The sequence below is a fragment of the Robbsia andropogonis genome, assembly GCF_034047095.1.
Lineage (GTDB): Bacteria > Pseudomonadota > Gammaproteobacteria > Burkholderiales > Burkholderiaceae > Robbsia > Robbsia andropogonis.
Window position 1 is genome coordinate 1,085,548 of sequence record NZ_CP139166.1, and the last position, 25,843, is coordinate 1,111,390.

The following is a 25,843-nucleotide window of genomic DNA, read 5'->3' on the forward strand; positions in this document are numbered from 1 at the left end:
GTTGCCACAAAGAATCTCAAAAAGATGTTAATTGCGCGACGTAAGCTTCTTATCGGGGGCGCGGCGATTGTCGGAACGTATGTGACCGTGTCCGGATTTCCGTGTCTGGCATTGTCCGAGCCGACAACCGTGGCACCCGGAACCTTTGCCGTACCAGCAGCGATCGATGCACAATTCATGCGCCTTTCGTCGTTGCTGATTAATCACCATCTCGATGCCGGCGTTGGTGCACGGATTGCCGCATTTGCATCGAATGCGCATCCCGATTTATCCAGGATGATGGACAGCATCATCGCCATCGCACAGCAAAAGAAGGCAACGGCCGTCGAGGATTTCTTCGATGACATTCCAGACGGCGCTGCAAAGGATCTGGCGCACTGGATCATCGCGGCCTGGTATTCGGGCTCATCGTCGGCAAGCCATGATGCCGAGGTATTCACGTACGAACTTGCGTTGACCTATCAGGTAACCAAGGACGTGACGCAAATTCCTTCGTACGGCCTCTCCGGGCCGAATGCCTGGACGCGTTCGAATGCTCCGCTGGATGCAATGCCCCAATTCTAAGATCGACATGACGATGCCGGTGCGGCCCGCTCGCATTGCGGGTGCGTTCCGGTAATCGCAACTATCCGTACCCCACAATGCCCAACAAAGAGAGTGCCGACGTCGTCATCGTCGGAACCGGCGTCATCGGCGTCACCGTTGCCGAGCAATTGCTCGACGCGGGTGCGTCTGTCCTGATGCTTGAAGCCGGCCCACGCATCGAACGCGGCGAGATCGTCGAGAATTTCCGGAATCTACCTCTCTCGCTAAAAGGCGACCCGTCGTCGTGCTATCCACCAGCCAAATGGGCGCCACATCCCATGTGGTCGCATGAAGACCCACACGATCACTATTTGCAACTCAGTGGCGTCGATAGCTATGCGCAGTCGTACATCCGCTATGCGGGCGGCTCGACCTGGCATTGGGCAGGCACCTGCTGGCGCCTGACGCCGGAAGACATGCGCCTGCATTCGAACTTTGGCGTTGGTCGCGATTGGGCATTCGACTACCAGACCCTCGAGCCGTACTACACGCGTACCGAACATTACCTGGGTATTTGCGGTCCGTCAGACCCGGCATTGCAATGGCCGCCGCAACGCTCGGCCCCCTATCCGATGCCGGCATTACCTTTTGGACCGGGTGAACAACGTTTTACCGAAATCGCAAAAAGCCTGGGATACAACAACATTCCCACTGCGCAGGCGCGTAATAGCGGCATGCCATACGACGATCGCCCAGCCTGCTGCGCCAACAATAACTGTGTACCCGTATGCCCGGTAGCGGCGAAGTACGATGCGTCCACCGCCCTCACGCGACTGGAAGCCAAGGGGGCGACGATCCTGTGCAATGCGGTTGCATATCGCGTCGAGACCAACAGCAAGAATCAAATCGAAGCGGTGCATTATCTCGACCAGAACAGGCAAAGCCATCGCGTCACCGGCAAGCGCTTCGTACTGGCGTGTAATGGCATTGAAACGCCAAAACTGCTGCTGATGTCGAAAGACGAGCGCAATCCGAACGGACTGGCAAACAGCTCGGACCAAGTCGGCCGCAACATGATGGACCATCCGCAACTGACCATGACGTTGACGCTTGAGGACCCGTTCTGGTCGGGCGTGGGGCCCGTGGTCAATAGTGGCATCATGGAAACGTCGCAAGGCGCCTTCCGATCGGAACACGCCGGTGCCTACTTCCGTTTCAATAACTTCGGCCGCAACCGCTTCGTGACATTCAGTGCGTTGAAGAAGGGCCTCGTCGGCAAAGCGCTCGATGCCGAGATTCGCCGCCTGTCGGCATGCACGGTCGATATCGTGCTCGCGCACGAAATCCTGCCAAATCCGGAAAATCGCCTCACACTTTCGGACAAAAAGGACTGGCTGGGCTTGCCACGTCCGGCCGTGCATTACGACGTAGGCGACTACGTACGTAAATCGGCCGACACGTACTCGATTCCGATCGCGAAAAAGCTCGCGGCGGCAATGGGCGCGAAAGACACTAAACTCGCAGCGAAGTTCGCGCAGAGCAAACACATCATGGGTGGCGCGATCATGGGCAACGACGCCGGCAACTCGGTCGTCGATGCCAACTGCCGCGCGCACGATCATGAAAACCTCTGGCTGCCAGGTGGCTCCGCCATGCCCAGCACCGCTTGCGGCAACAGCACCATCACGATGACGGCATTGGCGTTCAAGGCCGCAGACGCCATCGTCGGCCAGACGCGAGGCGCATGATGCGAATGACAATGACATCGCTTACCCGCGTGCTGTGCACTGCTTCCGTTTCTCTGGCGTTGATGGGCGCCATGGCGTCGACGGCATACGCGGCCGATACCGCGAACGTCACGGCCGCCACTGCTTCGGCGGTTACCACGCCGACTGCGGCATCGAGTGCCGCGCCGCAAGTTGGCCTTTTCGCCCCGAGCCTGGTCGAGAAAGGGCGTTACCTGGCCACCGCCTCCGACTGCATCGCCTGTCACACGGCGACCGGTGGCCGGCCGATGGCCGGCGGTTTAGCCATTGCATCACCCGTTGGCACGATCATCGCCTCGAACATCACACCATCGAAGACGCATGGTATTGGTAACTATACCGAGCAACAGTTTGCCGATGCGCTGCGCAAAGGTGTGCGCGCAGATGGTGCGAACCTGTATCCGGCAATGCCATATACCGCGTACGCCACGCTATCCAACGACGACATCCATGCGCTGTATGCTTACTTCATGCAGGGCGTGACGCCGGTGGACACGCCAACCGCCGCAACGCATCTGCCGTTCCCGATGAACATCCGCTTGTCGATGCGCATTTGGAACGCACTGTTTCTGAACGACAAGCCGTATGTCACTGACCCGAGTCAATCGGAAGAATGGAATCGCGGCCGGTACCTGGTGGATGGCGCCGCACACTGCAGTACCTGTCACACCCCGCGCGGCGTCCTGATGCAGGAAAAGCAGGACTTGTCGATGGCCGGTGCGCAAGTAGGGCCATGGTATGCACCGAACATCACTGCTGATGCCACGCATGGCATTGGCACCTGGACACAGAAAGATCTGGTCACGTATTTGAAGACGGGGCGCCTGCCAGGCAAGGCACAGGCCGCGGGCAGCATGGCGGAGGCAATCACGCATAGCTTCCGTTATCTGACGGATGCCGATGTCAATGCGATTGCCGTATATATGATGCATATTCCGGCGATTGGCGATGGTGTGACGCAAAATCCCGCCACGAGCTCTCGTTTTGACCAGGGCAAGGCGTCAAGTGACTTGGCGGCGTTCCGGGGTAAGGGCTTCGAAGCCGGCATGGCGAGCAGCAACCGTGGCGGAGTGCTATTCTCCGCGAATTGCGCCTCGTGCCATGGTTATAACGGACAAGGTTCGGAAGACGGCTATTACCCGAGCCTGTTCCATAATTCGGCCACCGCCGGCGCGAATCCGAACAACCTGCTTGCCACAATCCTGTATGGTGTGGATCGGGAGACGGCAAGCGGCCACGTGTTCATGCCATCGTTTGGCAGCCAGCCCGGTGCCGTCACGAACCTGAGCAACGAGGATGTCGCCGCACTGGCCAACTACGTGTTGACGCAGTATGGCAATAGCGCGCGAGCGGTAACGCCGGCGGATGTTGCAGTAATCCGTCAAGGTGGACCGCGTTCGAACCTGTTGACGATGACGCGTGTCGGTATCGGTGTCGGCATGGTGGTCGTGCTGATCGCCATCGGCTCGCTGCTGATGCGTGGGCGTCGCAAGCAAGGTCGGGCGCAGCGTTGATGCGCATGGGATGAAACGAGTGGTGGACAGGCACTGAAGCGACAGGGGTGCACCGGCGTTAAATGGTGCGCCCTTTGTTTTATCACGCTCACGACTCGGAGGCTACACCACCCTGTAGCCTCCGCGCATCTTGCGCGGCCATCTCGGTAATCCATGCCTCGAATACGCTTACCGCATCATCGTCAACCCGATCGGGATGGACGATCAGCGTATAGTCTTCCGCGCGCCACGCCGGTGTTGCAATCGGGCACACCAACCGACCCGCGGCCAGATCGCGCTGAATCAATGGTAGCGAGACCAGCGAGACACCCAACCCTTCGACGGCGGCGGCAAGCTGCAGATACGTGTGGTCGAACTCGACGTTGCGCACCGGCTTCAAATCCGGTTCTCCAGCCGTCCGCAGCCATTGCGCCCAGCCGTTCCGAGTGCTTGCCGCATGCAAGAACGTATAGTGGCGTAGATCTTGTACACACTGGATAGGTCGTCTACGTAACAGCGTGGGACTGCATGCAGGCAGACGAATGTCCGACATCAGGAATCGTGAGTGAATGACAGTGCCGGCTTCCGGCCCCGAGCGCACGCCGATATCAAAGGCGTCGCCGATATAGCGTAACTTACGAGATGTCGTGCTCAGCCGCACGTCGATATCAGGATAACGCGCCTCGAAATCCCCAAGCCGCGGCAACAACCAGCACAGCGCGAAGCTGGCCAACACGTTCACGCGCACCAGCCCCGAAATACGCCGCGCGGACGTGTCACCACGCAGGCGGGCTGCCGCCGAGCCAAGACGTTGAAACGCACCGCTGACGTCCTCCAGCAGCGCGGCGCCTTCGTCGGTCAACGTGACCCCGCTCGCACGCCTCTCGAAAAGCGGTAAGCCGAACCAGTCCTCCAACAGACGGATCTGCTTGCCCACGGCCCAATGCGTCACATGGAGGTCGACGGCCGCCGCGGCAAAACTGCCGTGACGTGCAACCGCTTCGAAATGGCGTAGCGCGTTCAACGGCGGCATCTTTTCACGATAAGTATTCATTCTCTGACGCGCTCCCCACACGACGTAATAAATACGTCCAAACGTGACTTTTTCTCTCCCATTGCGCGATATTACGTCAATTGGCGGCTATTTTCGCCCGTCATACAATGATCATATTCATCAAAACGGCGTGCCACGCATCTTTTTTTCCATTGACAGGAGCCGCCGTCACATCGATGCAGCTTATAAAAGGCCTACCGCATGCGTCTGCTCCGACTACCTCGAACAACTGTCGGCATCGACGACAAACTTGACGCCACCACCACGGCAGCGCGTAGACGCGTGCTGACGCTCTCTTGCACCGCGCACGCGCTGCACGATGGCTATACCGATATGATCTACGCACTTTTGCCCATATGGCAGTCGGACTTCGGACTGAATTACGGCGCCTTGGCGGTACTGCGCGGGATTTATGCAGGCACGATGGCCACCCTGCAACTGCCCGCCGGGCGGTTGGCCCGGCGGATCGGAAACGGTGCCACCTTGGCGCTCGGCACGCTCTTGGCTGCACTAGGCTATGCCTTTGCCGGACTGTCGGGTGGCCTGCTCGCACTTGGCGCGGCGCTGGCCCTTTCAGGGATAGGCTCCAGCACGCAGCACCCGGTCGCATCGGGCGCGGTTTCGCGTATCTACGGTGCCAACGCACGCGGCCCCTTAAGCATCTACAACTTTGCCGGTGATCTTGGCAAATCGGCGTTGCCAGCATCGATATCACTACTGGTCACGGTGATGCCGTGGCGGCATGCACTGTGGATCGTGTCGGCACTGGGCGTTGCCGTCGCACTCTTTATCGGACGCTGTTTTCCGGCAATCCCGCGAGAAGCGGTGCTAGACACTTCACCAGATGCGTCAATGCCCTTATCGCCGACGCCCATATCTTCACCGACGGCGTCAGCCACCACGGCACAGGTCAAAGCACGGCGCGCGCACAGTGCGCTGAACCCAGGCTTCATGATGCTGTTCCTTATCGGTGTGTTCGACACCGGCGTACGTATGGGCCTGCTGACGTTCCTGCCTTTCCTGCTGAAGGAAAAAGGAGCGGCCGGATCATTGATTGGAACGGCACTGGCACTGGTCTTCATCGGCGGCGCGGCCGGCAAGTTCGCGTGCGGTTGGCTAGGTGCTCGAACGGGCGTTATTGGTACGGTACTGGCAACCGAAAGCGGGACGGCCATCTGCATTATCGCGGTCATGTTCTGTTCATTGCCGCTGACGCTGATGCTGCTACCACTGCTGGGCGTGATGCTGAACGGCACCTCTTCCGTGCTATACGGCACCGTCCCGGAATTGACATCGACCGATCATACCGAGCGCGCATTTGCCATTTTCTACACGGGCACGATTGGCTCCGGTGCGATCGCCCCCATTATCTACGGGATACTTGGAGACCATCTCGGCGTTCATGGTGCGACCTTCGCAACAGCCTTAACCGCGATTGCCATATTGCCGCTGGCTTTGGGCCTGCGCCGCTACTTGCCATAGGCATGGCGACAGTCTCCGTCCGTTTCAGGCTCACGGCTCCGGCATTACCTGCCATTACAACGCTGTGCCGTTACGCTGTATCGACCCGCTGGAATAGCAACAACGCCTGTATTTTCCGATATTTTAGCGACATCACGTACATTGACGTGGTGCCGCCGGTGTCGGACGCTGCCGAATCATCGTACTAAAGACGAGGCTTCATGCGGGTGTTGCGTAACGATCATGCTTGTCAAGGCTGGTGTGGAGAGATGGCGCGCCGGCCGGTGTTGTTGCCGTCGTTATCGAAACCACGGAGGGTCTGGTCGCCGCGCGACAACGTGCCGTGGCAGAAGCGGATTTGCTGCAATTGACACGGCACCTGAACAACGTGTTGCGCAAGCCATCTCGGAACGTAGTCAGCTTGCTGTAGAAACCTTACAATCTGGAAGCGCTGGCGACAATGGTACGTAAGCTGCTCATCCAGGCAGCCACGCATGGCGAAAGACAGTAACCTCCGCGTCCGCCGTCATTGCTCGACAGCAAACCGAGCAACGGTGGCAAGCAATTCGTCAATAGGCACCGGCTTGCGCAACACGACGGCGTCGCTAAGTTGATCGAGCGCCATCGTGTCAGCATAGCCACTGACAAAAATGATCGGCAATGTTGGATGCGCATCACGCGCCAACCGCGCAACCTGTGCGCCGTTAAGACCCGGCATCAGATAGTCGATTACTGCGACGGCGGGCTTGATCGATGCCAACGCCTCGAGTCCTATCTTGCCGTCCGCGGCTTCGACGACATCATAGCCACTGCAGCGGAACAGCTCTGCCATTGCGGCGCGCACCTCGTCGTCATCGTCGATTAGCAGGACCGGCGCTTTCAATACCACCCCAATGGTGGGGGGCGTCGACGGCGGGGCGATATCTTCCGCGTGTCCGACCGGGTCAGTCCGTAGCAACAGCAAATCAACGGTCGTGCCTCTGCCGACATCGCTGGTGATGCGCAATTCACCGCCGCTTTGCCGCATCACGCCATACACTTGGGCCAGACCGAGCCCCGACCGTTTGCTTGCTTCCTTCGTTGTAAAAAAAGGCTCTATTGCCCGCGCCGCGACATCGGCGGACATGCCGATGCCGTCATCAACGACGTGTACGGCGACAAATTGACGAGGCTGTCCGTCGACAGCCTCGATGACCGACGCCGATGTTCCAATGCGAAGATTGCCGCCGTTCGGCATCGCATCGCGCGCATTGATCGCAAGATTGAGAATAGCCAGTTGCAGTTGCTCTGGGTCGGTACGTACCCAGACATCGGCGGTTTGCAGATCGAGCACCACGTTGACATCGGGACCAAGCGCATTGCCGACGAGCTCACGGGCACCTTCGATAACCGTGTCCAACGCCACGGCCCGTACATCGATCAGTTGCGTCCGGGAAAAAACCAGTAACTGCTTGGTCAGCTTTGCGCCGCGCTGCGCTGCCATCGCGATGCTTTCAAGATAGCCGTGTCCGGGATGCGTAACGGATACGAACTGACGCATCAGATGCAAATTGCCACTGATTGCCATCAGCACGTTGTTGAAGTCATGCGCGATGCCGCCGGTCACCTGACCGAGCGCTTCAAGCCGTTGCGCACGATACATGCCCGACTCCGCCTTACGGCGTTCCTCGCCCTCTGTCAGCAGCAACGCGGCTTGCTCGGCCAACTGCCGTTTAAGATCGGTCGCCGCTTGCTGCTGGAACCGCGCCAACGCATCAGTCGCTTTTTCCCTGTTCTCGCGCGCGCCTCCTTCCCGGAATGTCAAGATCACTAATGGCGCCAGGATCAACAAGATCGCGAATGTCATCGCGGCTTCCACGCTCAGCACTGCGGCATGAACACCGCGTAGCAAACCAGCGGCCACCAGAATGGGGAAAAGCGCCAACACCAAGTGACGTCGGGTGGCCCGCCCCGCCCCGCTTGTCGACGTGATCAGTGCGGCCCAACCACGCGTGGGATCGGCAACGACGAAAGCAAGCGCAAGAATGAAGAGTGCCATGGCGGTGGACGTCGCCATTGTCGAATAAAGGAAAATGTGGTGCAAATCCGGCACCCCAAGAGCCGATCCTAATAACGCCGCGCTGGCAAACAGCATGGCTGCCCCGGTCAAGTAGTCGGCCGAAGTCGTATGCTGTGCAAGGCGCCGTAATTGACCGATGGATAGCAGCGCGATGGTGACCGCGGTGGCGATGGACGTCTGCGCCTGCGATGCGGCGCCGCGCGGCATGGCCAATTTCGAGAGCACAGGACTGATCACGTCGGCCCCGGTGAAAACCTGCGAAAGCAAGGCGATCAGTGCCGTTGCCAATGCCGCGCCATTCAAGGCGCGAATCGAACGTTCCGCGCTCTGCGGGTGCAATAAACCCGAGCATGACAGGCACACGATGCCGATAGACGTCAACATTGCCATGGCTACTGGCTGGGTTTCGGCCCGCCCTGGTGCACCGGCTTGTCGCCATAACGAAAATAATACGACTACCATCGCCATGATCGGCAATAGCCGCGCTCCCGTTTGCGTCACCTGGAAGATACGATCGTTCTTTGTAGGACGAATCTCTGACACGGGATCAATTCGCATGCCGGCCAAAACCTGTAGGAATAGTTCACGGTCCTTTTTATCATATCTCCTGGCCGATGCGCGTATGAAAGTCATCCGAAAGCGACATATCGCCACGCCCGATCAGTAATTAAAAACGGCGAACAAGGTGAATGTGACAAGAATGGGCCCGATGCCGCCGCGGGATCAATGGTCGGCGTTTACCGCCAGGACGGTCGCGTGAGCCGACATGTCGCGGTAAAGCCAGGCAAGACAGGTAGCACCCACGCTCACGCCCAATATCACTAAGATCGCCTCTACAGCCTTGGTTTCCAGCAGGAAGTTGCCATGTGAAATATGACGCACCAGGAAGATGTCGATGCACGCGTGAGCAATGACCATTCCTACCAACGGCGCACCGACAAGAAAGTGCATGCGTGCGAGCGCCCAAAAATGCCCTTCGGTGAGATGCCAGGCTGCGGATATGGACAATCGTTCCCCGATCGCGCCGCTACAAGTCAGAAACGATAGCCGTACCATAATAAAAAAGCACAGCGCTATCGGAAAAGTGATGCTGACGAAGGTTGAAGCGATGCCGTGGTGCGCACCCCAGGCGAGATGGTGAAGCGTAAAAAACATCAGTAGCACAAGCACGCCGCCACCAAGCACCGCGAACACACTTAGTAACGACGTTACGCGATATGCCCGCCAGATGCCGCGAAGCATGGATACGTGTCCGCTCCCATTTCCGCCCAGTAATGCATACCGAATGACATGGACCGTCAACGCCATCGTGGCGAATGACTGTAATACGCGAGCAAGAAGTATGTGAATCAATGCCGGCATGCCGCCCTGGCCCCGAGCCGCCCCGGCAACGCGCGCCATTTCAACAATTTCGGTTCGCCACAAGGACGAAGCGAAAATTGCCGCAAAAATTCCGACACTTAAAAGTGGCCGATTCAAGATAGCTCTCGTTCCATCGGACCAACTAATCTTGAAATAATGCCCCAGTCGTAGCTTGTACATTTCACTGAACGCTTGAAAGGTTTTTCGAGAAATTGTGAAGAAGGCCTCCATCACTACGGAATGAAACAGCCCTGTCACCCACCACAGGCAAGACCACACTTCATTTTTCGCAATTGTAATATAAAATAATTATTTGTTACAATTGGAAGGATAGCAACACTTTTGCGACATCTTGCCTGCAGTAGATGGTAGTCAGCGTGGTAGATTAGCAAGGCAGATGCAAACAGGCTGCAAACGCGCCTCTTTCGGACCATCCGCTACAAAGATGACCATTGCGACGTGAGCTTGAAGCGTGTAACCACACGCCGATGCCAATGTGTCCTGGCCCGCCACCCCTGCCCTCGCACTGACTTGACCGATCCGACCGTGCAGAAAACCAACCCCGCCTCAACGCTTTTCGAGCGCAGCGTCTATGCGATTGCGTTCGTCATCATTGTCGCCGCATTGCATTTTGCCGCCGAAGTGTTGATCCCCGTCACGCTGTCGATCATCCTAAGCTTCCTGATCATGCCGTTGGTCGCCCGGCTGCGTCGTGTCGGCATCGGTCATAATCTGTCGATTGCATTGGCGGTACTGATTGCCGTGATCGTCGCCGGATTCATCGGTATCCTGATTGCGTCGCGCGTTGTTCAACTCGCTGCGGAGATGCCCCTCTATGCGACGGTACTGCATCAAAAATTGCTCGCGCTCTCGAACTTCGCCGACGTTGGCACGAACTGGCTGAGCGAGCGGTTCCGGTCAGTACTTGACTATGGAACATTGGAACGGATGGGTGGTTCCTCATCACGCGCTCGCGCGGCGGCGCGAGTACCCCCAACCGAGATGGCACTTGCCACCGATCCGCGCTTCCTCTTGCGCTGGGCAATCCATTTCGCCTGGCCTATATTGTCATCGACCGGGGTGGTACTGGCAGTCCTCGTATTCGTGCTGTTCGAACATGAGGCGTTGCGTGACCGATTTATCCGCGTTACCGGCACCCGCGATATCCGCGCCACCACGGTGGCCGTTAACGAAGCGGGCGAGAAACTGTCCCACTATTTCGTTTCACAACTGATCGTCAACGCCTGTGTTGGCATTACGATCGCAATCGCGCTGTGGATCGCGGATCTGTCCGGCGCGCTGTTATTCGGTATTCTGGCTTTCGTATTCCGCTATGTACCGTATGTCGGGGTACTGATTGCGGCGGCGGCCGCCGCCTTCATGGGCATGATTTCATCCGACGGCTGGACGCTCGCCGTTACAGTCCTCGTGATTTTTATCAGCGTGGAACTGGTCTTTTCGCAATTTGTCGAACCGCTGTTCTATGGACATAGTACAGGCCTTTCGCCTCTGTCAGTCGTGCTTTCCGCTATCGTATGGGCCTGGTTATGGGGTCCCGTGGGCCTCGTGCTATCCACGCCACTCACGCTCTGCCTTGTCGTCTTCGGTCGCCACTTCGAATCCCTGCGTATTTTCGAGATATTGCTCGCGGATCTTCCCGCCTTGACGCTGTCGGAACGATTCTACCAACGCGCGTTGTCGAACGACGCCATCGAGATCAGCCGTGATGCGCGCAAATACATACGAAAGCGATCCCTGGCAGCGTATTGCGACAAGGTCTTGCTTCCGGCACTGATGCTTGCCAAGGCCGATCTGGACCGTGGCACGATTGGCGAAACCGAGCGCCAAGCGGTGGGGAATTCGATCCTCGTGGTCCTCGAGGACATTACGACAAGCACGACACGACGTCAGCGCATGCCCAAGATCACATTGAGCGATGGCATGAGCCTGGGCCAAATACTGCGATCCCGACGTGAGGCAATGCTGGGCAAGATGCAAGGTCCCGTTAACGGCCCACCCCGCTCGCTGATTCTCGTCATACCGTCCCATCCCATACATGACGCATTGCTTGCCGAGATTCTGGTAAGGGTACTGCGCGCGCGCGATCTCGACGCACGTCACCTCACGTTTGAGGAGTTCCTGTCCCCGCCACCAGATGCGGACCCGGCATTGGTCGGCGTGTGCCTGCTGCTTTATACCATTAGCGATGCGGAAACCGAGGCGCGTGTCACCGATTTAACCAATAAAATCGCAGCAGGCGTGCCGGACGCGGCTCGCGCCGCGGTACGGATCGTCGATCCATTTACCGATAATGGGAAAGCCCCACCGCCAGCGGCGGTGGAGAAACAGGTTACCTCATTCAGCGATGCGCTCGATTTCACCCTGCAGGCGGTGGATGACAATGCCGCCATAGGCAAGATCTTCTGATCATGCCAAACAGTGCGCGGATTGGGCCGTAGTGCGGACCTGGCATGACAGCCCTACCGTTTTCGGCCAGGTAGATCTTGACGAGGACCTAGCAGGTCCAGACTGGTGCGCAAAGATAGTCAGACGACAAGGTTCGTAGGCCGCTTTCCCGCCGCCAACTGATCAAGCCCGTCAATCAACATCTGGCCCATCGCTTCACGGGTTTGATGCGTCGCGCTACCGATGTGGGGAGTCATAAAGACATTGGGCAGAGTGCGATAACGCATATCGACGTATGGCTCGTTAGCGAACACGTCAAGCCCGGCTGCCATCAAATGTCCAGACGTCAATGCCGCAATCAGCGCCGTATCGTCGACGAGGTCACCCCGCGAAATGTTGACGACAACGCTTCCTTTCGGCAACAGCGCGATGCGATCCGCATTGATCGCGCCGCGCGACTCCGGCGTTCCCGGTGCCGCGATGACTAGCACATCCGATACCGTCGCGAGTTCGTCCAGCGTGGAATGATAGACTGCCCCGGCCTCCAAGCGCTCCGGGAGACGACTACGATTGTGATAATGGATCACCATGTCAAACGCCTGGGCCCGTCGCGCAATGGCACGACCGATGCGCCCCATTCCGAAAATACCCAGTCGTGCGCCAACCAGCCCCTTGCCTAGCATTTGCGTCGGAGCGCAACCCTGCCACGCGCCATCCCGAATCATTTTGTCACCCTCATAACCGCGACGGCACGTGTTCAGGACATGGAGCATGGCAATTTCCGCGCATGCATCGTTCAAAACGTCCGGTGTGTGCAACACGCTAACCCCATGCACACGTGCGGCGACAATGTCGATGTGGTCGAGTCCCACCGACAGTGTCGCGATCGTGCGAAGCGTCGGCGATAAAGACGCAATCACCGATGCATCAACGCGCTCAGTCGCCGAAACAAACAAGATCGACACACCTTGCGCCTGTCGGGCAATCCCGGCGGGAGACAAGATGCTGTCTTCATTGTTGACGGAGAGTTGATACTTTTCGCGCAGCGACGCCTCGATCGATACCGGGAAGCGGCGACAAAGATATGCACGAGGAAGGTCTGAAGAATCCGTTTGCATGGGGAGTCAATAAGGAACAAGGCTGATGAACCCGCAGCGTGGTGCGCATTCCAATACCGCAAATTTACCATATCAACTGCTGAATTAATTTATATTCGAAGCCGCCAGAAAATTCATTTATGAACGAACAAATAATCGCCGTAGTCCGTGAGAGAAGTGTGTGACGCGCATCGAGCGCGCGTTCGAATCGAGTACGGGACGGTCCATTACGTGGCTGCCGGTCGCCCATTCAACACCTTGCTGCCGCGGCTGGTCGCGTCTCCTAGACGTATCACGCTCCGCATTGTCTTCGCCCTTTCCGTTACCAAGAAGTGCCCACGACGCCAATGACTTTGCATCGACGAATCCGACCGCACATCAACGCCGTGAGCCAGACCTTAACGGATAATCTCCGCATGCACGATCAGTACTGGAATCAGCATCGGTCGCCCTGCCACTCACTGTCATGGCAAGACGGCATAGATTCTGCGGCGATGCATTGCCTTATCGCTATTCGCTGCGGCGCATGCGCGCGAAATCAGTTTTTTCGACGGCTCGGACTCGCTTATGCTTTGCTGCATGTACTCGATGGTCCCAATCGCCATGGCTGCTTCCGCTACGCTCGCGACGCCCCCGGTTCCCGTGACAGCACACGCGCCACGATTTGGTGGAGCACCTGCCGGGACCGGTACATTTATCTTGCACGACGATTTCGGCGCCCCGCCTGACCTCGCGGCAGGCAGTGCGCGTGAGAAGGTATCGCAACGCAACAACTTGGCCATTCACACGGTACGTGAGCACATCCATCGCCGACCGGCGGATAATCACGCAGTGCCGCGCCTGGCGGGCATTGCGCGATTGAGCGTGGGCCGTTTCGCACGCGTGTTCAAACAGAAAGTCGGCATGCCGCCTCATCGGTATGTCTGTTTGGTCCGGATTAGGCATGCCCTCGCATTGCTGGAACATGGTGCAACACCTCTGCAGGCTGCATTGGCCAGCGGTTTTTACGATCAAAGTCACCTCTCGCGAAGTGTGAAAGCCATCAGCGCCGCGTTGCAAATACGCCGCCCGATCACGCAACACGCATTCGACTTACTGCAACGGCCGATATTTCCTGCCCTGGACGAACCAGGCGTCCTCGTTGGAAATCTCGCTATTCCACTTCCTCTTACAGAGCATTGTTCATGAGCCTGAAGCGTTTCAAGGTCCTGACGTTCGACGTCGTCGGCACGCTGATCGATTTCGAGCGTGGCATGTTGAACTACCTGCGCGCAGTCGCGCCGGATTCAAAGGTGCAGGATGAGGCGTTCCTCGCTGCCTACCGCCAAGCGCGCAAACGCCCTGATACCATTGCGTATCCGGATGATATTGAACACTGCTGGCACATCGTGGCGCCAGGCCTGGGGTTACCTGACGATGACGCCACTGCGCAAGGATTCCGAGACTCGGTGTCACAATGGCCGGCATTTCCAGATTCCATCGACGCGCTGAAACGGTTGCGCAGGCACTTCCGACTGGTGACAATGACAAACGGGCAACGTTGGGCTCTCGAACATTTTGCAGCAACGCTCGATCAGCCGTTCGACTTGCAATTAAGCGCTGATGATTCCCGTTGCGAAAAACCGGACCCCCAATATTTCGCGTATGCGCGCGGCCGCTTTGAGGAGAAATGGGGTTATACACAGCAAGATAACCTGCACGTCGCGCAGAGCCAGTATCACGATATCGGCATCTCGAAAAAACTCGGTATTGCAACGTGCTGGATCGAACGACGGCACGGCCAGACTGGCTCTGGCGGCACGATCGAATCCGAGCATACGATTCCGGATTACCACTTTCACACGCTCGCGCAATTAGCCGATGCGGTGGACGCCAATCAATAACTTACAGTAGAAACGCTCCCCATTATGCCGATCACAATTTTGCGTCAATCTGCAACTCTGAATACGTTGACCGAAGATGGCCCGGTCGCGCGGCCATTGTCCGCCCCCGCCGCCGTGGCGAAAAGCCACGAGGTGCCATTGGAAGGCCAGGGAGAAAATCGAACCGGCATCTGGGAAGTCAGCATCGGACGCTTCGAACGCCAACTCGCCAATGCAGAGGTCATGCACATTCTGTCCGGCGAATGCACATTTACGCCAACGGGTGGTGAAACACTGGAGATTCGCTCGGGCGATACGCTATTCTTCCCGGCAAACACAGAAGGTGTCTGGAATGTCACATCACCGATCCGCAAAGTGTATGTGGTAATGGCAGCGTGAAACGGTCAACACACGTGCGCGTACTGCTATGAACAGGCGCGTGCATTGTCGCGCGTCCGACGGTATGCAGACGCGCATCGTGTATCTTCACGCGCTAGGCCGGCGGCGAGAATAATCGCTCGATTGGATAGTGCGTCTTGATGAAAGGAGACTTGATCACAATGAAACTGAAATACTTCTCGATACCGATATTGCGTTCAAGCAGCCCTTCCATCAATTCCTGATAGTGATTCACTCCGCGCGTGATAACTTTCAACAAGTAATCGTATCCGCCGCTGACGAGATGGCATTCGATGATTTCGTCCATCTCCTTCACCGCTTTTTCAAAACGGATGAAATCTTCACGATGATGGTCGGATAGCGTTACCTCGGTGAAGACGGTCAATGTATCGCCCAGCTTCTCCATCCGAATCTGCGCGCTATAGCCATCGATGAAGCCCCCCTGCTCAAGCCGCTTGACGCGATTAAGACAAGGACTCGCGGACAAGCCCACTGCTTCGGCCAGATCAACGTTCGTCATCCGGCCGTTTTTCTGCAATTGGCTGAGTATGCGGAGATCGAGTCGATCGAGTTTCAGATTTGCTGCCATGAAATTCCAGCCAGGAAGGAGGTCTTGGTTCGCTGCCACGCAAACGGTACCCCGCCACGCCGATGGGGTACAATTTTAGGAGAGTACCGCGCGGCCCCGTATGAAGGCAACCCTGATGCGCTCGGACCAATAGGCCCGCGGGCACCGCTACGCCATCGCCTGGGCCGCGATGGCGATATTTCGCACACGCGGATCCGTTTCAAGTGCCGGGCCATGGCGCATCATCGGCACCGTTGTTACACAACTCAGCCCCAATCCGGTCAGCCAAGTGCGCATGCCGGAGAGCACGTCACTTCGAATATCGATTCTCAAAAATCGCCCGGTTGCAGCACTGCACAGGTGCGCAATCATTGACTGGGCCTGTTCGACGTCGGGCGCCACCACGGGGCCGATATACACGCCACGCCCAAAACGACGCATGATGGCGAACCCTGATACCGCCGAACCCTGATCGAGGACGATGGCGTTGACCGCATGATCGAGCCAGGCAGCAATCATCGGCCCTCGCGACAAACCCGTCGCTCTTGCATCCAGGCCCGTCAATGCAGAAAGGTCGTTGCGGCTCGCCGGGCGCAGACGGGCCCCGTCCGGCAGCGGCATGAGCGGCGCGGGACGGGGTCGTCCCTGCCATTGCTCGACGCCGCCATCGTGTTGAAAGCCGGCACGTCGCGCCAGTTGTTCGAGGCCGCCGAACGGGTATATCAGCATCGTCCGGCGGCCCATGCCAGCCATCAGGTCCGCAAGCAACTGCTGTTCGATCTCACTACCGCGAAACGGCGGCGCGGTAACAAGCAAGCCAATCGTGCCAGCCTGCTCACCCCAAGTCCAACGTTGCCCCACCACCGCCACTCTACCCTGAACCATCGCGACTCGGCCTCGACCCAGGCTACTGAACAAACGCCAGTCACTCAGCCTGTGCGGCCATCCAATGTCTTCGGACAAATGCAGCGCGGCGGCAAGGTCCGCCGCGGTCATATCGCGTATGCCCGAGATCGGAGGACCGACATCGGTTGGGCTGGGAAAGGACGTCGAAGCGCTCATGGTTCGAGGTAAAACGGATGCGACAGGAAGTGCAGGCCAGATTTGATGATGCGGATACGCCACCAGAACAGGCTAGGAAAATTCGGCTCTCTTTGCGACGCGAGCCAGTCCCATCAAAATAATTGCTCGGGCACCGCAAACAATGCCGTGTACGACCCATCAAACCGCAGTTCCCGCTGCGGAACATGGTCAATACGAGACGAAGCCATGGTTTTGACGTGATTCAATTATTCCGTTGACACAATGCGGTCACCATTTCCCCCACACCTTCTGCGGACTGCCCGGCACCGATGAAACTCGATTCTTACTGGAAAGAAGGACTCGCTCCGGCGCACTGGGACACAAGCGCGCTACCAGAGGCCGTTGACGTCGCGGTGATCGGTGCGGGATTCTGTGGCCTCTCCGCCGCCCTGGAACTCGCGCGCAATGGCTTGCGTGTTGCCATTCTTGAAGCCCATGACAGCGTGACGGCCGAAGCGTCGGGCCGCAACGGAGGCCATGTGAATAACGGCCTTGCCGTCGATTACGCCACGTTAGCCGAGAAATTGGGGACCGAGCAGGCCCGCGCGATCTATCATGTCTATGACGATGCCGTGGACACCGTCGAACGGCTGGTGCGGCAGGAACAGATCGATTGCGATTTCCTGCGGCACGGCAAACTGAAGCTCGCATCCCGTCCCGCGCATTTCGAGGCGCTGGCCCGCAGCTTCAAACGGCTGGCCGACGATCGCGTGGATACGGATATGGCATTGCTCGACCAAGCCACCGTACGCGCCGAAGTGGACAGCGATATATATCACGGCGGGTTGCTATACAAGAAAAGTGGCCAGATGCATATGGGCCGTTTTGGTCGAGGCCTGGCCGAAGCCGCCGTCAGGCATGGCGCGACGCTGCATCTGGCGACACCGGTCGAAAAGCTGACGCGCATAGGCGGCAGCGCGCACGGGTATAGGGTACACACACCGCGCGGGGTGATCGGTGCAGATCGCGTCTTGCTTGCAACCGGCGCCTCGCGTCACGGCGGCTATGGTTCCTTTGGGTGGATACGCCGACGCATCGTGCCGATCGGGAGCTTTATCGTCGCCACCGCGCCGTTGGGTGAAGCACGCGCCACCGCACTGCTGCGCGAACGACGCACCTACGTCACCACATCGAACCTGCATCATTACTTCCGCATTTCGCCCGATCACCGTCTGATCTTCGGCGGTCGCGCGCGCTTCGCGATCTCCAATCCGCTGTCCGATGCCGCAAGTGGCAAGATTTTACAGGCGGGGCTTCTGGAGACCTTTCCGCAATTGCAAGACGTCCCATTGACGCACTGCTGGGGCGGCATCGTCGATATGACACGAGATCGCCTGCCGCACGCCGGCGTGCGACACGGACTGTACTACGCCATGGGCTTCAGCGGTCACGGTACACAGATGTCCGTCCATACCGGTCAACGGATCGCGCGGGTCATGCTGGGCGAGACAGAGGCGAATCCATGGCGATATCGCAATTGGCCCGCTATTCCGGGACATCTCGGACCGCCGTGGTTTTTGCCGTTGATGGGCATGTACTATCGAATGAAGGACGCATTGGCCTGAGTGAGACCTGCCCCCTTTTTAACAAGCGCATCGCAATGCTCCCGGGAACCAGACACCATGACGCAGCGCAAGCAACTCGACACCCTAGTTGGCACACGGCAATCGGATCAGTTGATGTCCGCCCTGAATCGCGGCGCCACGCGGCGCGACGTGCTCGCGATTCTTGCCGCGGGCGGCATGCAGTTGGCGCTTGCCAGTAGCCTGGCCGGGGTTGCAACCCGTGCGCACGCCGACACGCCACGTCGCGGCGGGAAGATACGCGTCGCGGGCGATAATACGTCCGCCAGTGATACGCTCGACCCGGCAAAGCAGTCGAACAAAACCGACTACTGCCGCGGCACGATGCTTTACAACAATCTGACCGAGCTGGACGCCACGCTGACGCCTCAGCCTTCTCTTGCCGAGTCGTTTACGACACAGGACGCCAAGACCTGGCTCTTCAAACTACGCAAGGGTGTCACATTCCATGACGGCAAGGCTTTGACACCGGCCGACGTCGTCTTCTCATTGATGCGCCACAAGGATCCTGCAGTCGCGTCAAAAGCGAAGACGCTCGCGGACCAGATTGAAAGCGTGAAAGCCAGTGGGCCCAACGAGGTAACCGTCGTGCTCAGCGCCGCCAACGCGGATTTTCCGGTTATCCTCGGCACGTTTTATTTTCATATCGTCAAGGACGGTACAATCGACTTCTCGACAGGCATCGGCACCGGGCCGTTTAAACTGCAGACGTTCCAACCGGGGGTACGCTCCGTTGTTGTTCGAAATCCGGGTTACTGGAAGCCGGGTCTGCCACATCTCGATGAAATCGAATTCGTCGGCATCGGCGACGAAAGTGCCCGTGTCAATGCATTGCTATCCGGCGACATGGACCTGATCGCCAGCATCAATCCGCGTTCGGTGACGCGGATCAAGGGTTCGTCCGACCATGCGGTATTCGTCACGCAATCGGGTCTGTACACCGATCTGATCATGCATCGCGACGCCGGACCGGGCGCGAACCCGGACTTCGTCAAAGGGATGAAGTTGCTGCTCGATCGAAACCTGATGAAGCAGTCGATTGCGCTGGGCTACGCGGTAATTGGCAACGACCAGCCGATCGATCCGACAAATCGCTTCTATGCGGCGGGACAACCGCAGACGATGCTCGACCTGGACAAGGCGAAATTCCATCTCAAGAAAGCAAACCTCGGCAGTGCACCCATCCCGGTCGTCGCGTCCCCCGCGGCGATGTATTCCGTCGACATGGCGTTGATCTTGCAACAGACGGCACGCCAGGCGGGATTGAATCTGGACGTCAAGCGCATGCCTGCCGACGGTTTCTGGTCGAACTATTGGCTGACTGCACCAGTAGGTTTTGGAACCGTGAATCCACGGCCCAATGCGGATACGCTATTGACGCAATTTTTCAAATCGGATGCGCCGTGGAATGAATCGCGCTGGAAAGACCAGAAGTTCGATCAATTGCTGCTCGCGGCCCGCGCGGAGACGGACCTCGCCAAACGCAAACAACTTTACGGCGACATGCAATCGATGATCCGCACCGATGCGGGTATTGGCATTCCCCTATTCCTTGCATCGCTCGATGGCTATAACAATAAGTTGAAGGGTCTGTCGCCCATTCCCCTGGGCGGAATGATGGGCTATTCATTCGCCGAACACGTCTGGTTGGAGACGTAAGCGCCAGCGGCTTATCCACTGCCCCACGCACGTCCATGCACCGCCCGCCGCGCGTGCCTGCCCGCTTCAACGAAGGAGATTTCGCGTGAACACTGCCATCCTCCAACTGCTCGTGCGGCGTATCGCTGCAGCCGTACTGTCGCTCCTGGCGATTTCGGTCGTCGTATTCGCCATCACCGCCGTTCTTCCAGGAGATGCAGCGCAAGCGCAACTCGGTCAGGACGCCACGCCGGAAGCGGTGGCTGCGCTTCGGGCGCAGATGGGACTCGACGTACCGGCCCCCGTGCGCTACTGGCATTGGCTAGGTGGGCTGATGACCGGTCAGCCGGGTGACTCGTTGGTCACGCATTCATCGGTGGGAACCTTGGTGGGGGGGCGTCTGGCCCATTCCCTTTTCTTGGCGGGCATGACCGCACTGATCTCCGTACCCATCGCGCTGGGCCTCGGTATTCTCTGCGCCGTGCGTCGCGGCTCCGCATTCGATCGGGGCGTCAGCGTGGCGGTTGTCAGCGTCGTGTCGGTCCCCGAGTTTCTGGTAGCCACACTGGCCGTATTGCTGTTTGCGGTGAAATTGCATTGGTTGCCTGCATTGACTTACATCAACGACGGCGACCCACTCGGCAAGATGTTGCGGTCAATGGCCATGCCCGTGATGACCTTGTGCTGCGTGATCGTCGCGCAGATGGTGCGCATGACACGCGCCGCGTTGATCGATCAACTGCAGGCGCCGTATATCGAGATGGTTCGCCTGAAAGGTGCATCGCCGGTACGCTTGGTCATGCTGCATGCGTTGCCCAATGCAGTTGGGCCAATTGCGAACGCGGTTGCGTTGAGCCTCTCTTATCTATTGGGCGGTGTCATCATTGTCGAGACGATATTCAACTATCCCGGCATTGCAAAGTTGATGGTGGACAGTGTCAGTCAACGAGATATGCCGATCGTTCAGGCATGCGCGATGATCTTTTGCGCCGGCTACCTGATTCTGGTCACTACCGCGGACATCTTCGGCATTGTCGCAAACCCGCGTCTGCGTCATCGTTGAATGGACGGACAGGCTTCCCGTGTGCCCGTGTTTTCGCAAGGCGCACCCGGAAATGACGCCACACGCACTGCACCGCTTTTCACGTTACTGGATGGAGTATGAATCGATGAACAAAGCCACGCAAAGCGGCATCGACGAAAGCGTCGCAGCGGAACCGACGGGTGTGCCGGCCGGCGGCCTGCTTGCCCCGTTTCGCCGTTGCCGTGCACGCCTTGGCATTGCGGGATGGGCGGGCTTATGCGTCATTGTGGGATGGGTCAGCGCCGCCATCTTCGGCGCGGCCTTCGGTGGCGCGAACGGCGCCAGTTACGGCAATGGCGATGTCCAGATATTCGCCGGCATCAGCGCACAGCATTGGCTGGGAACCGACTATCTTGGCCGAGACATGCTGGCGCGTGTCATCATGGGCGCCCGTTATACCGTTGGCTTGGCGCTAGTTGCAACACTGGTAGCGAGCGGCCTTGGCACGGCACTGGCTTTGATCGCAACCGTGGGCGGCACCACCGTGGACAATACGCTCAGTCGGGTATTGGACACATTGACGGCGATTCCCAGCAAAATGTTCGCGCTGATCATGGTGGCGGCGTTCGGATCGTCCACCTGGATGTTGGGGGCGACCGCGGCCGTCATCTACCTGCCAGGCGCCTACCGCATCGCACGCTCACTCGCCGTCAACATTTACGCGATGGATTATATTGCCGTTGCCCGTACACGCGGTGAAGGGCTTGCCTACATCATGACACAGGAGATTCTGCCAAATATCGCCGGTCCGATGCTGGCGGATCTCGGCCTACGTTTCGTCTACGTCGTCTTGTTATTGGCGAGCCTGAGTTTCCTTGGCCTGGGTATTCAACCGCCCAACGCGGACTGGGGTTCGTTGGTACGGGAGAACCTCGATGGCTTGGCCGAAGGCAGCCTCGCCGTGATCGCGCCGGCATTGGCTATCGCCAGCCTCACGATTGCAGTGAACGTGCTGATCGACAACCTCGCCGGCGGCAAGACGTTGCTTAAACGTAAAGCAAAGATAGACGTAATGAACCGCACTGGCGACACGCACTCGGAGAAGTAATAATGGGCGTCTCGATTCACGTCAATAACCTGACGATCACCGCTGGCGATGCCGTGCTGGTAGACAAGTTGCATTTTGATATTCGTCCCGGCGAAGTGCTGGCGCTGATCGGCGAGTCCGGCTCCGGCAAAACAACCACCGCGCTCTCATTGATGGGATATGCCCGCAGCGGTTGTGCGATTGCAGACGACAGCACAATCGACGTAGGCGGCGTTCACGTGCTGGAACTGTCCGCGGAGGCGCAGCGTGCTTTGCGCGGCCGCAAGATCACCTACGTCGCGCAAAGCGCCTCGGCGTCGTTCAATCCCTCGCGGACGATCATCGATCAAGTGGTGGAGCCCGCCTTGATCCACAAGACGATGACGCGAGATGCCGCCGAACGTAAGGCAGTGGCCTTGTTCCGCGAGTTGTCGCTGCCGGACCCGGATCACATCGGGGCGCGTTACCCGCACCAAGTCTCCGGGGGCCAACTACAGCGCCTGATGGCGGCGATGGCGCTGATCACGGACCCCGATGTCGTGATTCTCGATGAGCCCACAACGGCACTTGACGTGACCACGCAGGTCGATGTGTTGCGTGCATTCAAGCGGGCGGTGCGCGAACGTCAAACAACCGCGGTCTACGTCAGCCACGATCTCGCGGTTGTCGCACAGGTGGCCGACCGCATTCTGGTTTTACGCAATGGCCAGATGCAGGAGTTCGGCGACACCGATCAGATCCTGCATGCGCCAACCCACGACTACACGCGCAGGCTGCTCGCGGCCGTGCGGCCTGACACACGGGTTAGAAGTGGCCATGTCATAGACGGTGCCGCCATGGCAGCGCCCGCTTCAGAGGTGAGCGGGGCATCGTCGACATCGCCCGACGTGACATCCAGGGGAACGGTGACGCCGAAACAGCCATTGCTGCAAGTGGACGTGCTTTGCGCCGGCTATGGTCGCCTCGATAAACAGGGTCGCCCTGAAAACCAGATTCTGGATCGCGTCGACTTGAAACTGTATCGTGGCCAAGCAATCGGCGTGATTGGAGAATCCGGGTCGGGCAAGACGACGCTCGCACGCGCGATCGCCGGGCTTATCGCACCTTACGAGGGGCGCATTCGCTTCGACGGCCAAACGCTGGCGCACGACCTCGGCCGGCGCAGCCGCGAAGAACTGCGTCGTATACAGATCGTTTTCCAGATGGCCGATACCGCGTTGAATCCGGGTCATACGATCGAGCGCATCCTGGCCAGGCCACTGCAGTTCTACCACGGGCTGAAAGGGCGGGCGCTGCAGACGCGCATTGCAGCGTTGCTGGATATGGTACGCATGCCGCGCGATACGATGCATCGCTATCCGGCCGCGTTGTCGGGCGGGCAAAAGCAACGTATCAACCTCGCGCGAGCCTTGGCGGCGGAACCCGACTTGATATTGTGCGATGAAGTCACCTCCGCATTGGACACGGTCGTCGCCGCGGCGGTACTGGACCTGATGGCGGAACTCCGGAAGGAGCTGGGTGTATCGTATCTGTTCATCAGCCACGATCTGCACACGGTGCGCGCGATCTGCGATGAAATCGTCGTCATGCAATACGGACGCAAAGTCACGCAGATCGCGCGTGCCGACTATGACCAACCCGAGCCGCATCCCTACTATGCGTTGCTTTCCAAGTCGGTGCCGGAACTACGACGGGGATGGATCGACGAAGTCGATCTTCGCGGCGTACGAACACTGGCCGAAGAAGCCGCACGAAATACACCATTGGCTGTCTAGCCGACATCACATTCATGGCGCGATAACGCGCTTCTACCGTACAAATCCGAGGAAAATCGATCATGTCTTTGACGATGAAAAACGCCGCCCTGTTGTTGGGCCAGAATCATATTGACGGTGCATGGGTCGACGCGGCCGATGGCGCCACCTTCGGTGTCTCCGACCCGGCAACGGATGAGGTTTTCATGTCGGTCCCGGACAGCAGTGCCGAGGATGCCCGACGCGCGGTGGATGCCGCGCATCGCGCATTCGCCACATGGCGCAAAGTGCCGGCGAAGCAACGGGCGAGCATCATCAAACGCTGGAACGATTTGATCATCGAGCACGCCGATGACTTGGGCAAGCTAATCTCGCGCGAACAGGGCAAGCCGCTTGCCGAAGGCAAAGGCGAAGTGTCGTACGCCGCCAGCTATGTCGAGTGGTTCGCGGAGGAGGCCACCCGGACAGACGGCGACATCATCCCTTCTCCTGCCGCGGGCCGCATGATGTTTGCCTTGCGTGAACCGGTTGGCGTCATTGCCGCGGTCACCCCATGGAACTTCCCCGCCGCGATGATCGCCCGCAAGATCGCCCCGGCACTGGCCGCCGGTTGCACGGTGGTATGCAAACCCGCGGAAGACACGCCGCTGACGTCTCTGGCACTGGTAAAGCTCGCCGAGCAGGCCGGTGTGCCGAAGGGCGTCTTGAATATCGTCACCGCCTCGCGCGCGCATACGCCCGATGTTGTCGACGTCTGGCTCGATGACAGGCGCGTGCGCAAGATCACGTTCACCGGCTCGACACCGGTCGGAAAGCATCTGGCACGCCGCAGTGCGGACACACTGAAGAAGTTGTCGCTGGAACTCGGCGGCAACGCTCCGTTCATCGTATTCGACGACGCCGACCTCGACGCGGCCGTCGAGGGGCTGATGATCGCAAAGTTCCGCAACGGCGGCCAGACCTGTGTCTGCCCCAATCGTATCTACGTGCAGGACAGCGTGCACGACGCGTTCGTCGACAAGCTCGCGGCGCGCGTGTCGGCCTTGAAAGTCGGACCCGCAACGGACCCGACATCACAGATCGGTCCGATGATCAACGCACGAGCCGTGGACAAGATAGCGCGCCATGTACGCAACGCGGTTGAACAGGGCGCAGAGCTCGTGGTGGGCGGCGAACGCATCACCGGGCCGCATATCAAGAGCGGAAACTACTTTGCACCCACCGTATTGACAGGCGCCACTCCTTCGATGGATTGTTCGTGCGAAGAAACCTTCGGCCCCGTCGTACCCGTGACGCGCTTCACGACCGAGGCCGACGTGATCGCCGACGCGAATGCAACCCCATTCGGTCTCGCCGCGTATTTCTACTCGAACGATGTGCGCAGGATCTGGCGCCTGGCCGATGCAATCGAAAGCGGCATCATTGGCGTAAACGAAGGCGCACTCGCCGCTGAAGCGGCGCCGTTTGGCGGTATCAAGGACTCGGGTTACGGCCGTGAAGGCTCGCGCCACGGTATCCAGGAATACATGCACATCAAGTACATCTGCCAAGGCTCTCTGCGTTAAAAACCGCTCACCAACGGCGGCGCCCTCAAGGTCCGGCAAGGGGATCGAAGGATCTGC

At 58.7% G+C, this 25,843-nt stretch carries 21 protein-coding genes; 15 read left to right on the top strand and 6 right to left on the bottom strand.

Going from position 1 to position 25,843, the window contains the following annotated elements:
- Positions 1–24: 24 nt before the first annotated feature.
- From SJQ66_RS09570 to SJQ66_RS09580, 3 genes are all read left to right on the top strand, one after another.
- Positions 25–564 carry a sugar dehydrogenase complex small subunit gene (locus SJQ66_RS09570; protein ID WP_024903897.1) on the top strand — a complete coding sequence of 180 codons (540 nt, stop codon included), beginning with the start codon at positions 25–27 and terminating at the stop codon, positions 562–564.
- Positions 565–641: 77 nt separating this feature from the next.
- Complete coding sequence (locus SJQ66_RS09575; RefSeq protein ID WP_320533989.1) at positions 642–2,273, top strand: GMC family oxidoreductase; 1,632 nt, start codon at positions 642–644, stop codon at positions 2,271–2,273.
- Positions 2,270–3,805, top strand: a complete 1,536-nt coding sequence (locus tag SJQ66_RS09580) for a c-type cytochrome (protein WP_320533990.1) — start codon at positions 2,270–2,272, stop codon at positions 3,803–3,805. The genes SJQ66_RS09575 and SJQ66_RS09580 overlap by 4 nt, the downstream gene beginning before the upstream one ends.
- Positions 3,806–3,893: 88 nt before the next feature.
- Here the strand turns inward: SJQ66_RS09580 and SJQ66_RS09585 are convergent, their stop codons facing one another.
- Positions 3,894–4,838 carry a LysR substrate-binding domain-containing protein gene (locus SJQ66_RS09585; protein WP_024903894.1) on the bottom strand — a complete coding sequence of 315 codons (945 nt, stop codon included), beginning with the start codon at positions 4,836–4,838 and terminating at the stop codon, positions 3,894–3,896.
- A gap of 201 nt (positions 4,839–5,039) precedes the next feature.
- On the opposite strand from SJQ66_RS09585, the gene SJQ66_RS09590 reads away from it, so the two are divergent.
- Positions 5,040–6,320 carry an MFS transporter gene (locus SJQ66_RS09590; RefSeq protein WP_320533991.1) on the top strand — a complete coding sequence of 427 codons (1,281 nt, stop codon included), beginning with the start codon at positions 5,040–5,042 and terminating at the stop codon, positions 6,318–6,320.
- A 226-nt stretch (positions 6,321–6,546) separates the two neighbouring features.
- A complete protein-coding gene (locus tag SJQ66_RS09595) occupies positions 6,547–6,729 on the top strand; it encodes a hypothetical protein (protein WP_157685068.1) in 183 nt (60 codons plus the stop codon).
- A gap of 96 nt (positions 6,730–6,825) precedes the next feature.
- Here SJQ66_RS09595 and SJQ66_RS09600 read toward each other — a convergent pair whose 3' ends face one another.
- Together SJQ66_RS09600 and SJQ66_RS09605 are read right to left on the bottom strand one after the other, a co-directional pair.
- Complete coding sequence (locus tag SJQ66_RS09600; RefSeq protein ID WP_162199060.1) at positions 6,826–8,916, bottom strand: response regulator; 2,091 nt, start codon at positions 8,914–8,916, stop codon at positions 6,826–6,828.
- Between the two features lie 165 nt (positions 8,917–9,081).
- Positions 9,082–9,978, bottom strand: coding sequence for a hypothetical protein (locus tag SJQ66_RS09605; RefSeq protein WP_320533992.1), 897 nt, complete (start codon positions 9,976–9,978; stop codon positions 9,082–9,084).
- Between the two features lie 288 nt (positions 9,979–10,266).
- Here SJQ66_RS09605 and SJQ66_RS09610 point away from each other — a divergent pair, with 288 nt between their 5' ends.
- Positions 10,267–12,147 carry an AI-2E family transporter gene (locus SJQ66_RS09610; RefSeq protein WP_253464442.1) on the top strand — a complete coding sequence of 627 codons (1,881 nt, stop codon included), beginning with the start codon at positions 10,267–10,269 and terminating at the stop codon, positions 12,145–12,147.
- A 119-nt stretch (positions 12,148–12,266) separates the two neighbouring features.
- Here the strand turns inward: SJQ66_RS09610 and SJQ66_RS09615 are convergent, their stop codons facing one another.
- The gene (locus tag SJQ66_RS09615) at positions 12,267–13,244 is read right to left on the bottom strand and encodes a 2-hydroxyacid dehydrogenase (RefSeq protein WP_024903890.1); all 978 of its coding nucleotides are present in this window, start codon (positions 13,242–13,244) and stop codon (positions 12,267–12,269) included.
- A gap of 582 nt (positions 13,245–13,826) precedes the next feature.
- Between SJQ66_RS09615 and SJQ66_RS09620 the strand changes: the two genes are divergently transcribed.
- From SJQ66_RS09620 to SJQ66_RS09630, 3 genes are read left to right on the top strand one after another with little or no spacing between them, the layout of a single operon-like run.
- Positions 13,827–14,411, top strand: coding sequence for a helix-turn-helix transcriptional regulator (locus SJQ66_RS09620; protein ID WP_157685770.1), 585 nt, complete (start codon positions 13,827–13,829; stop codon positions 14,409–14,411).
- Positions 14,408–15,106: an HAD-IA family hydrolase gene (locus SJQ66_RS09625; protein ID WP_024903888.1), complete on the top strand. Its 699-nt coding sequence runs from the start codon at positions 14,408–14,410 to the stop codon at positions 15,104–15,106. Before SJQ66_RS09620 ends, SJQ66_RS09625 begins: the two co-directional genes overlap by 4 nt.
- A gap of 24 nt (positions 15,107–15,130) precedes the next feature.
- Positions 15,131–15,484, top strand: coding sequence for a cupin domain-containing protein (locus tag SJQ66_RS09630; RefSeq protein ID WP_024903887.1), 354 nt, complete (start codon positions 15,131–15,133; stop codon positions 15,482–15,484).
- A gap of 94 nt (positions 15,485–15,578) precedes the next feature.
- On the opposite strand, the gene SJQ66_RS09635 is transcribed toward SJQ66_RS09630, so the two are convergent.
- Together SJQ66_RS09635 and SJQ66_RS09640 are read right to left on the bottom strand one after the other, a co-directional pair.
- The gene (locus tag SJQ66_RS09635; protein WP_024903886.1) at positions 15,579–16,073 is read right to left on the bottom strand and encodes an Lrp/AsnC family transcriptional regulator; all 495 of its coding nucleotides are present in this window, start codon (positions 16,071–16,073) and stop codon (positions 15,579–15,581) included.
- A 147-nt stretch (positions 16,074–16,220) separates the two neighbouring features.
- Complete coding sequence (locus SJQ66_RS09640) at positions 16,221–17,114, bottom strand: GNAT family N-acetyltransferase (protein WP_024903885.1); 894 nt, start codon at positions 17,112–17,114, stop codon at positions 16,221–16,223.
- 290 nt (positions 17,115–17,404) lie between these two features.
- Between SJQ66_RS09640 and SJQ66_RS09645 the strand changes: the two genes are divergently transcribed.
- The 6 genes from SJQ66_RS09645 to SJQ66_RS09670 all read left to right on the top strand — a co-directional run bounded on the left by SJQ66_RS09645 (position 17,405) and on the right by SJQ66_RS09670 (position 25,786).
- On the top strand, positions 17,405–18,700 hold the full coding sequence (locus SJQ66_RS09645) for an NAD(P)/FAD-dependent oxidoreductase (RefSeq protein WP_024903884.1): 1,296 nt from the start codon (positions 17,405–17,407) through the stop codon (positions 18,698–18,700).
- 57 nt (positions 18,701–18,757) lie between these two features.
- Positions 18,758–20,377 carry an ABC transporter substrate-binding protein gene (locus tag SJQ66_RS09650; RefSeq protein WP_024903883.1) on the top strand — a complete coding sequence of 540 codons (1,620 nt, stop codon included), beginning with the start codon at positions 18,758–18,760 and terminating at the stop codon, positions 20,375–20,377.
- Positions 20,378–20,462: 85 nt separating this feature from the next.
- Positions 20,463–21,419 carry an ABC transporter permease gene (locus SJQ66_RS09655; RefSeq protein WP_024903882.1) on the top strand — a complete coding sequence of 319 codons (957 nt, stop codon included), beginning with the start codon at positions 20,463–20,465 and terminating at the stop codon, positions 21,417–21,419.
- Positions 21,420–21,525: 106 nt separating this feature from the next.
- On the top strand, positions 21,526–22,488 hold the full coding sequence (locus SJQ66_RS09660) for an ABC transporter permease (protein WP_081764966.1): 963 nt from the start codon (positions 21,526–21,528) through the stop codon (positions 22,486–22,488).
- A 2-nt stretch (positions 22,489–22,490) separates the two neighbouring features.
- Positions 22,491–24,242 (top strand): ABC transporter ATP-binding protein, encoded by a 1,752-nt coding sequence (locus SJQ66_RS09665; RefSeq protein WP_253464439.1) that lies wholly within the window; start codon positions 22,491–22,493, stop codon positions 24,240–24,242.
- A gap of 62 nt (positions 24,243–24,304) precedes the next feature.
- On the top strand, positions 24,305–25,786 hold the full coding sequence (locus tag SJQ66_RS09670) for an NAD-dependent succinate-semialdehyde dehydrogenase (protein WP_024903879.1): 1,482 nt from the start codon (positions 24,305–24,307) through the stop codon (positions 25,784–25,786).
- The last annotated feature ends 57 nt before the right edge of the window (positions 25,787–25,843 follow it).

Bases quoted from the DNA above. Each gene is read 5' to 3' on its own strand.
- SJQ66_RS09620 (WP_157685770.1), top strand. From the start codon at position 13,827: ATGGCTGCTTCCGCTACGCTCGCGACGCCCCCGGTTCCCGTGACAGCA.
- SJQ66_RS09580 (WP_320533990.1), top strand. From the start codon at position 2,270: ATGATGCGAATGACAATGACATCGCTTACCCGCGTGCTGTGCACTGCT.
- SJQ66_RS09615 (WP_024903890.1), bottom strand. From the start codon at position 13,244: ATGCAAACGGATTCTTCAGACCTTCCTCGTGCATATCTTTGTCGCCGC.
- SJQ66_RS09585 (WP_024903894.1), bottom strand. From the start codon at position 4,838: ATGAATACTTATCGTGAAAAGATGCCGCCGTTGAACGCGCTACGCCAT.
- SJQ66_RS09665 (WP_253464439.1), top strand. From the start codon at position 22,491: ATGGGCGTCTCGATTCACGTCAATAACCTGACGATCACCGCTGGCGAT.
- SJQ66_RS09640 (WP_024903885.1), bottom strand. From the start codon at position 17,114: ATGAGCGCTTCGACGTCCTTTCCCAGCCCAACCGATGTCGGTCCTCCG.
- SJQ66_RS09575 (WP_320533989.1), top strand. From the start codon at position 642: ATGCCCAACAAAGAGAGTGCCGACGTCGTCATCGTCGGAACCGGCGTC.
- SJQ66_RS09635 (WP_024903886.1), bottom strand. From the start codon at position 16,073: ATGGCAGCAAATCTGAAACTCGATCGACTCGATCTCCGCATACTCAGC.
- SJQ66_RS09670 (WP_024903879.1), top strand. From the start codon at position 24,305: ATGTCTTTGACGATGAAAAACGCCGCCCTGTTGTTGGGCCAGAATCAT.
- SJQ66_RS09660 (WP_081764966.1), top strand. From the start codon at position 21,526: ATGAACAAAGCCACGCAAAGCGGCATCGACGAAAGCGTCGCAGCGGAA.
- SJQ66_RS09630 (WP_024903887.1), top strand. From the start codon at position 15,131: ATGCCGATCACAATTTTGCGTCAATCTGCAACTCTGAATACGTTGACC.
- SJQ66_RS09625 (WP_024903888.1), top strand. From the start codon at position 14,408: ATGAGCCTGAAGCGTTTCAAGGTCCTGACGTTCGACGTCGTCGGCACG.
- SJQ66_RS09590 (WP_320533991.1), top strand. From the start codon at position 5,040: ATGCGTCTGCTCCGACTACCTCGAACAACTGTCGGCATCGACGACAAA.
- SJQ66_RS09600 (WP_162199060.1), bottom strand. From the start codon at position 8,916: ATGCGAATTGATCCCGTGTCAGAGATTCGTCCTACAAAGAACGATCGT.
- SJQ66_RS09570 (WP_024903897.1), top strand. From the start codon at position 25: ATGTTAATTGCGCGACGTAAGCTTCTTATCGGGGGCGCGGCGATTGTC.
- SJQ66_RS09645 (WP_024903884.1), top strand. From the start codon at position 17,405: ATGAAACTCGATTCTTACTGGAAAGAAGGACTCGCTCCGGCGCACTGG.
- SJQ66_RS09650 (WP_024903883.1), top strand. From the start codon at position 18,758: ATGACGCAGCGCAAGCAACTCGACACCCTAGTTGGCACACGGCAATCG.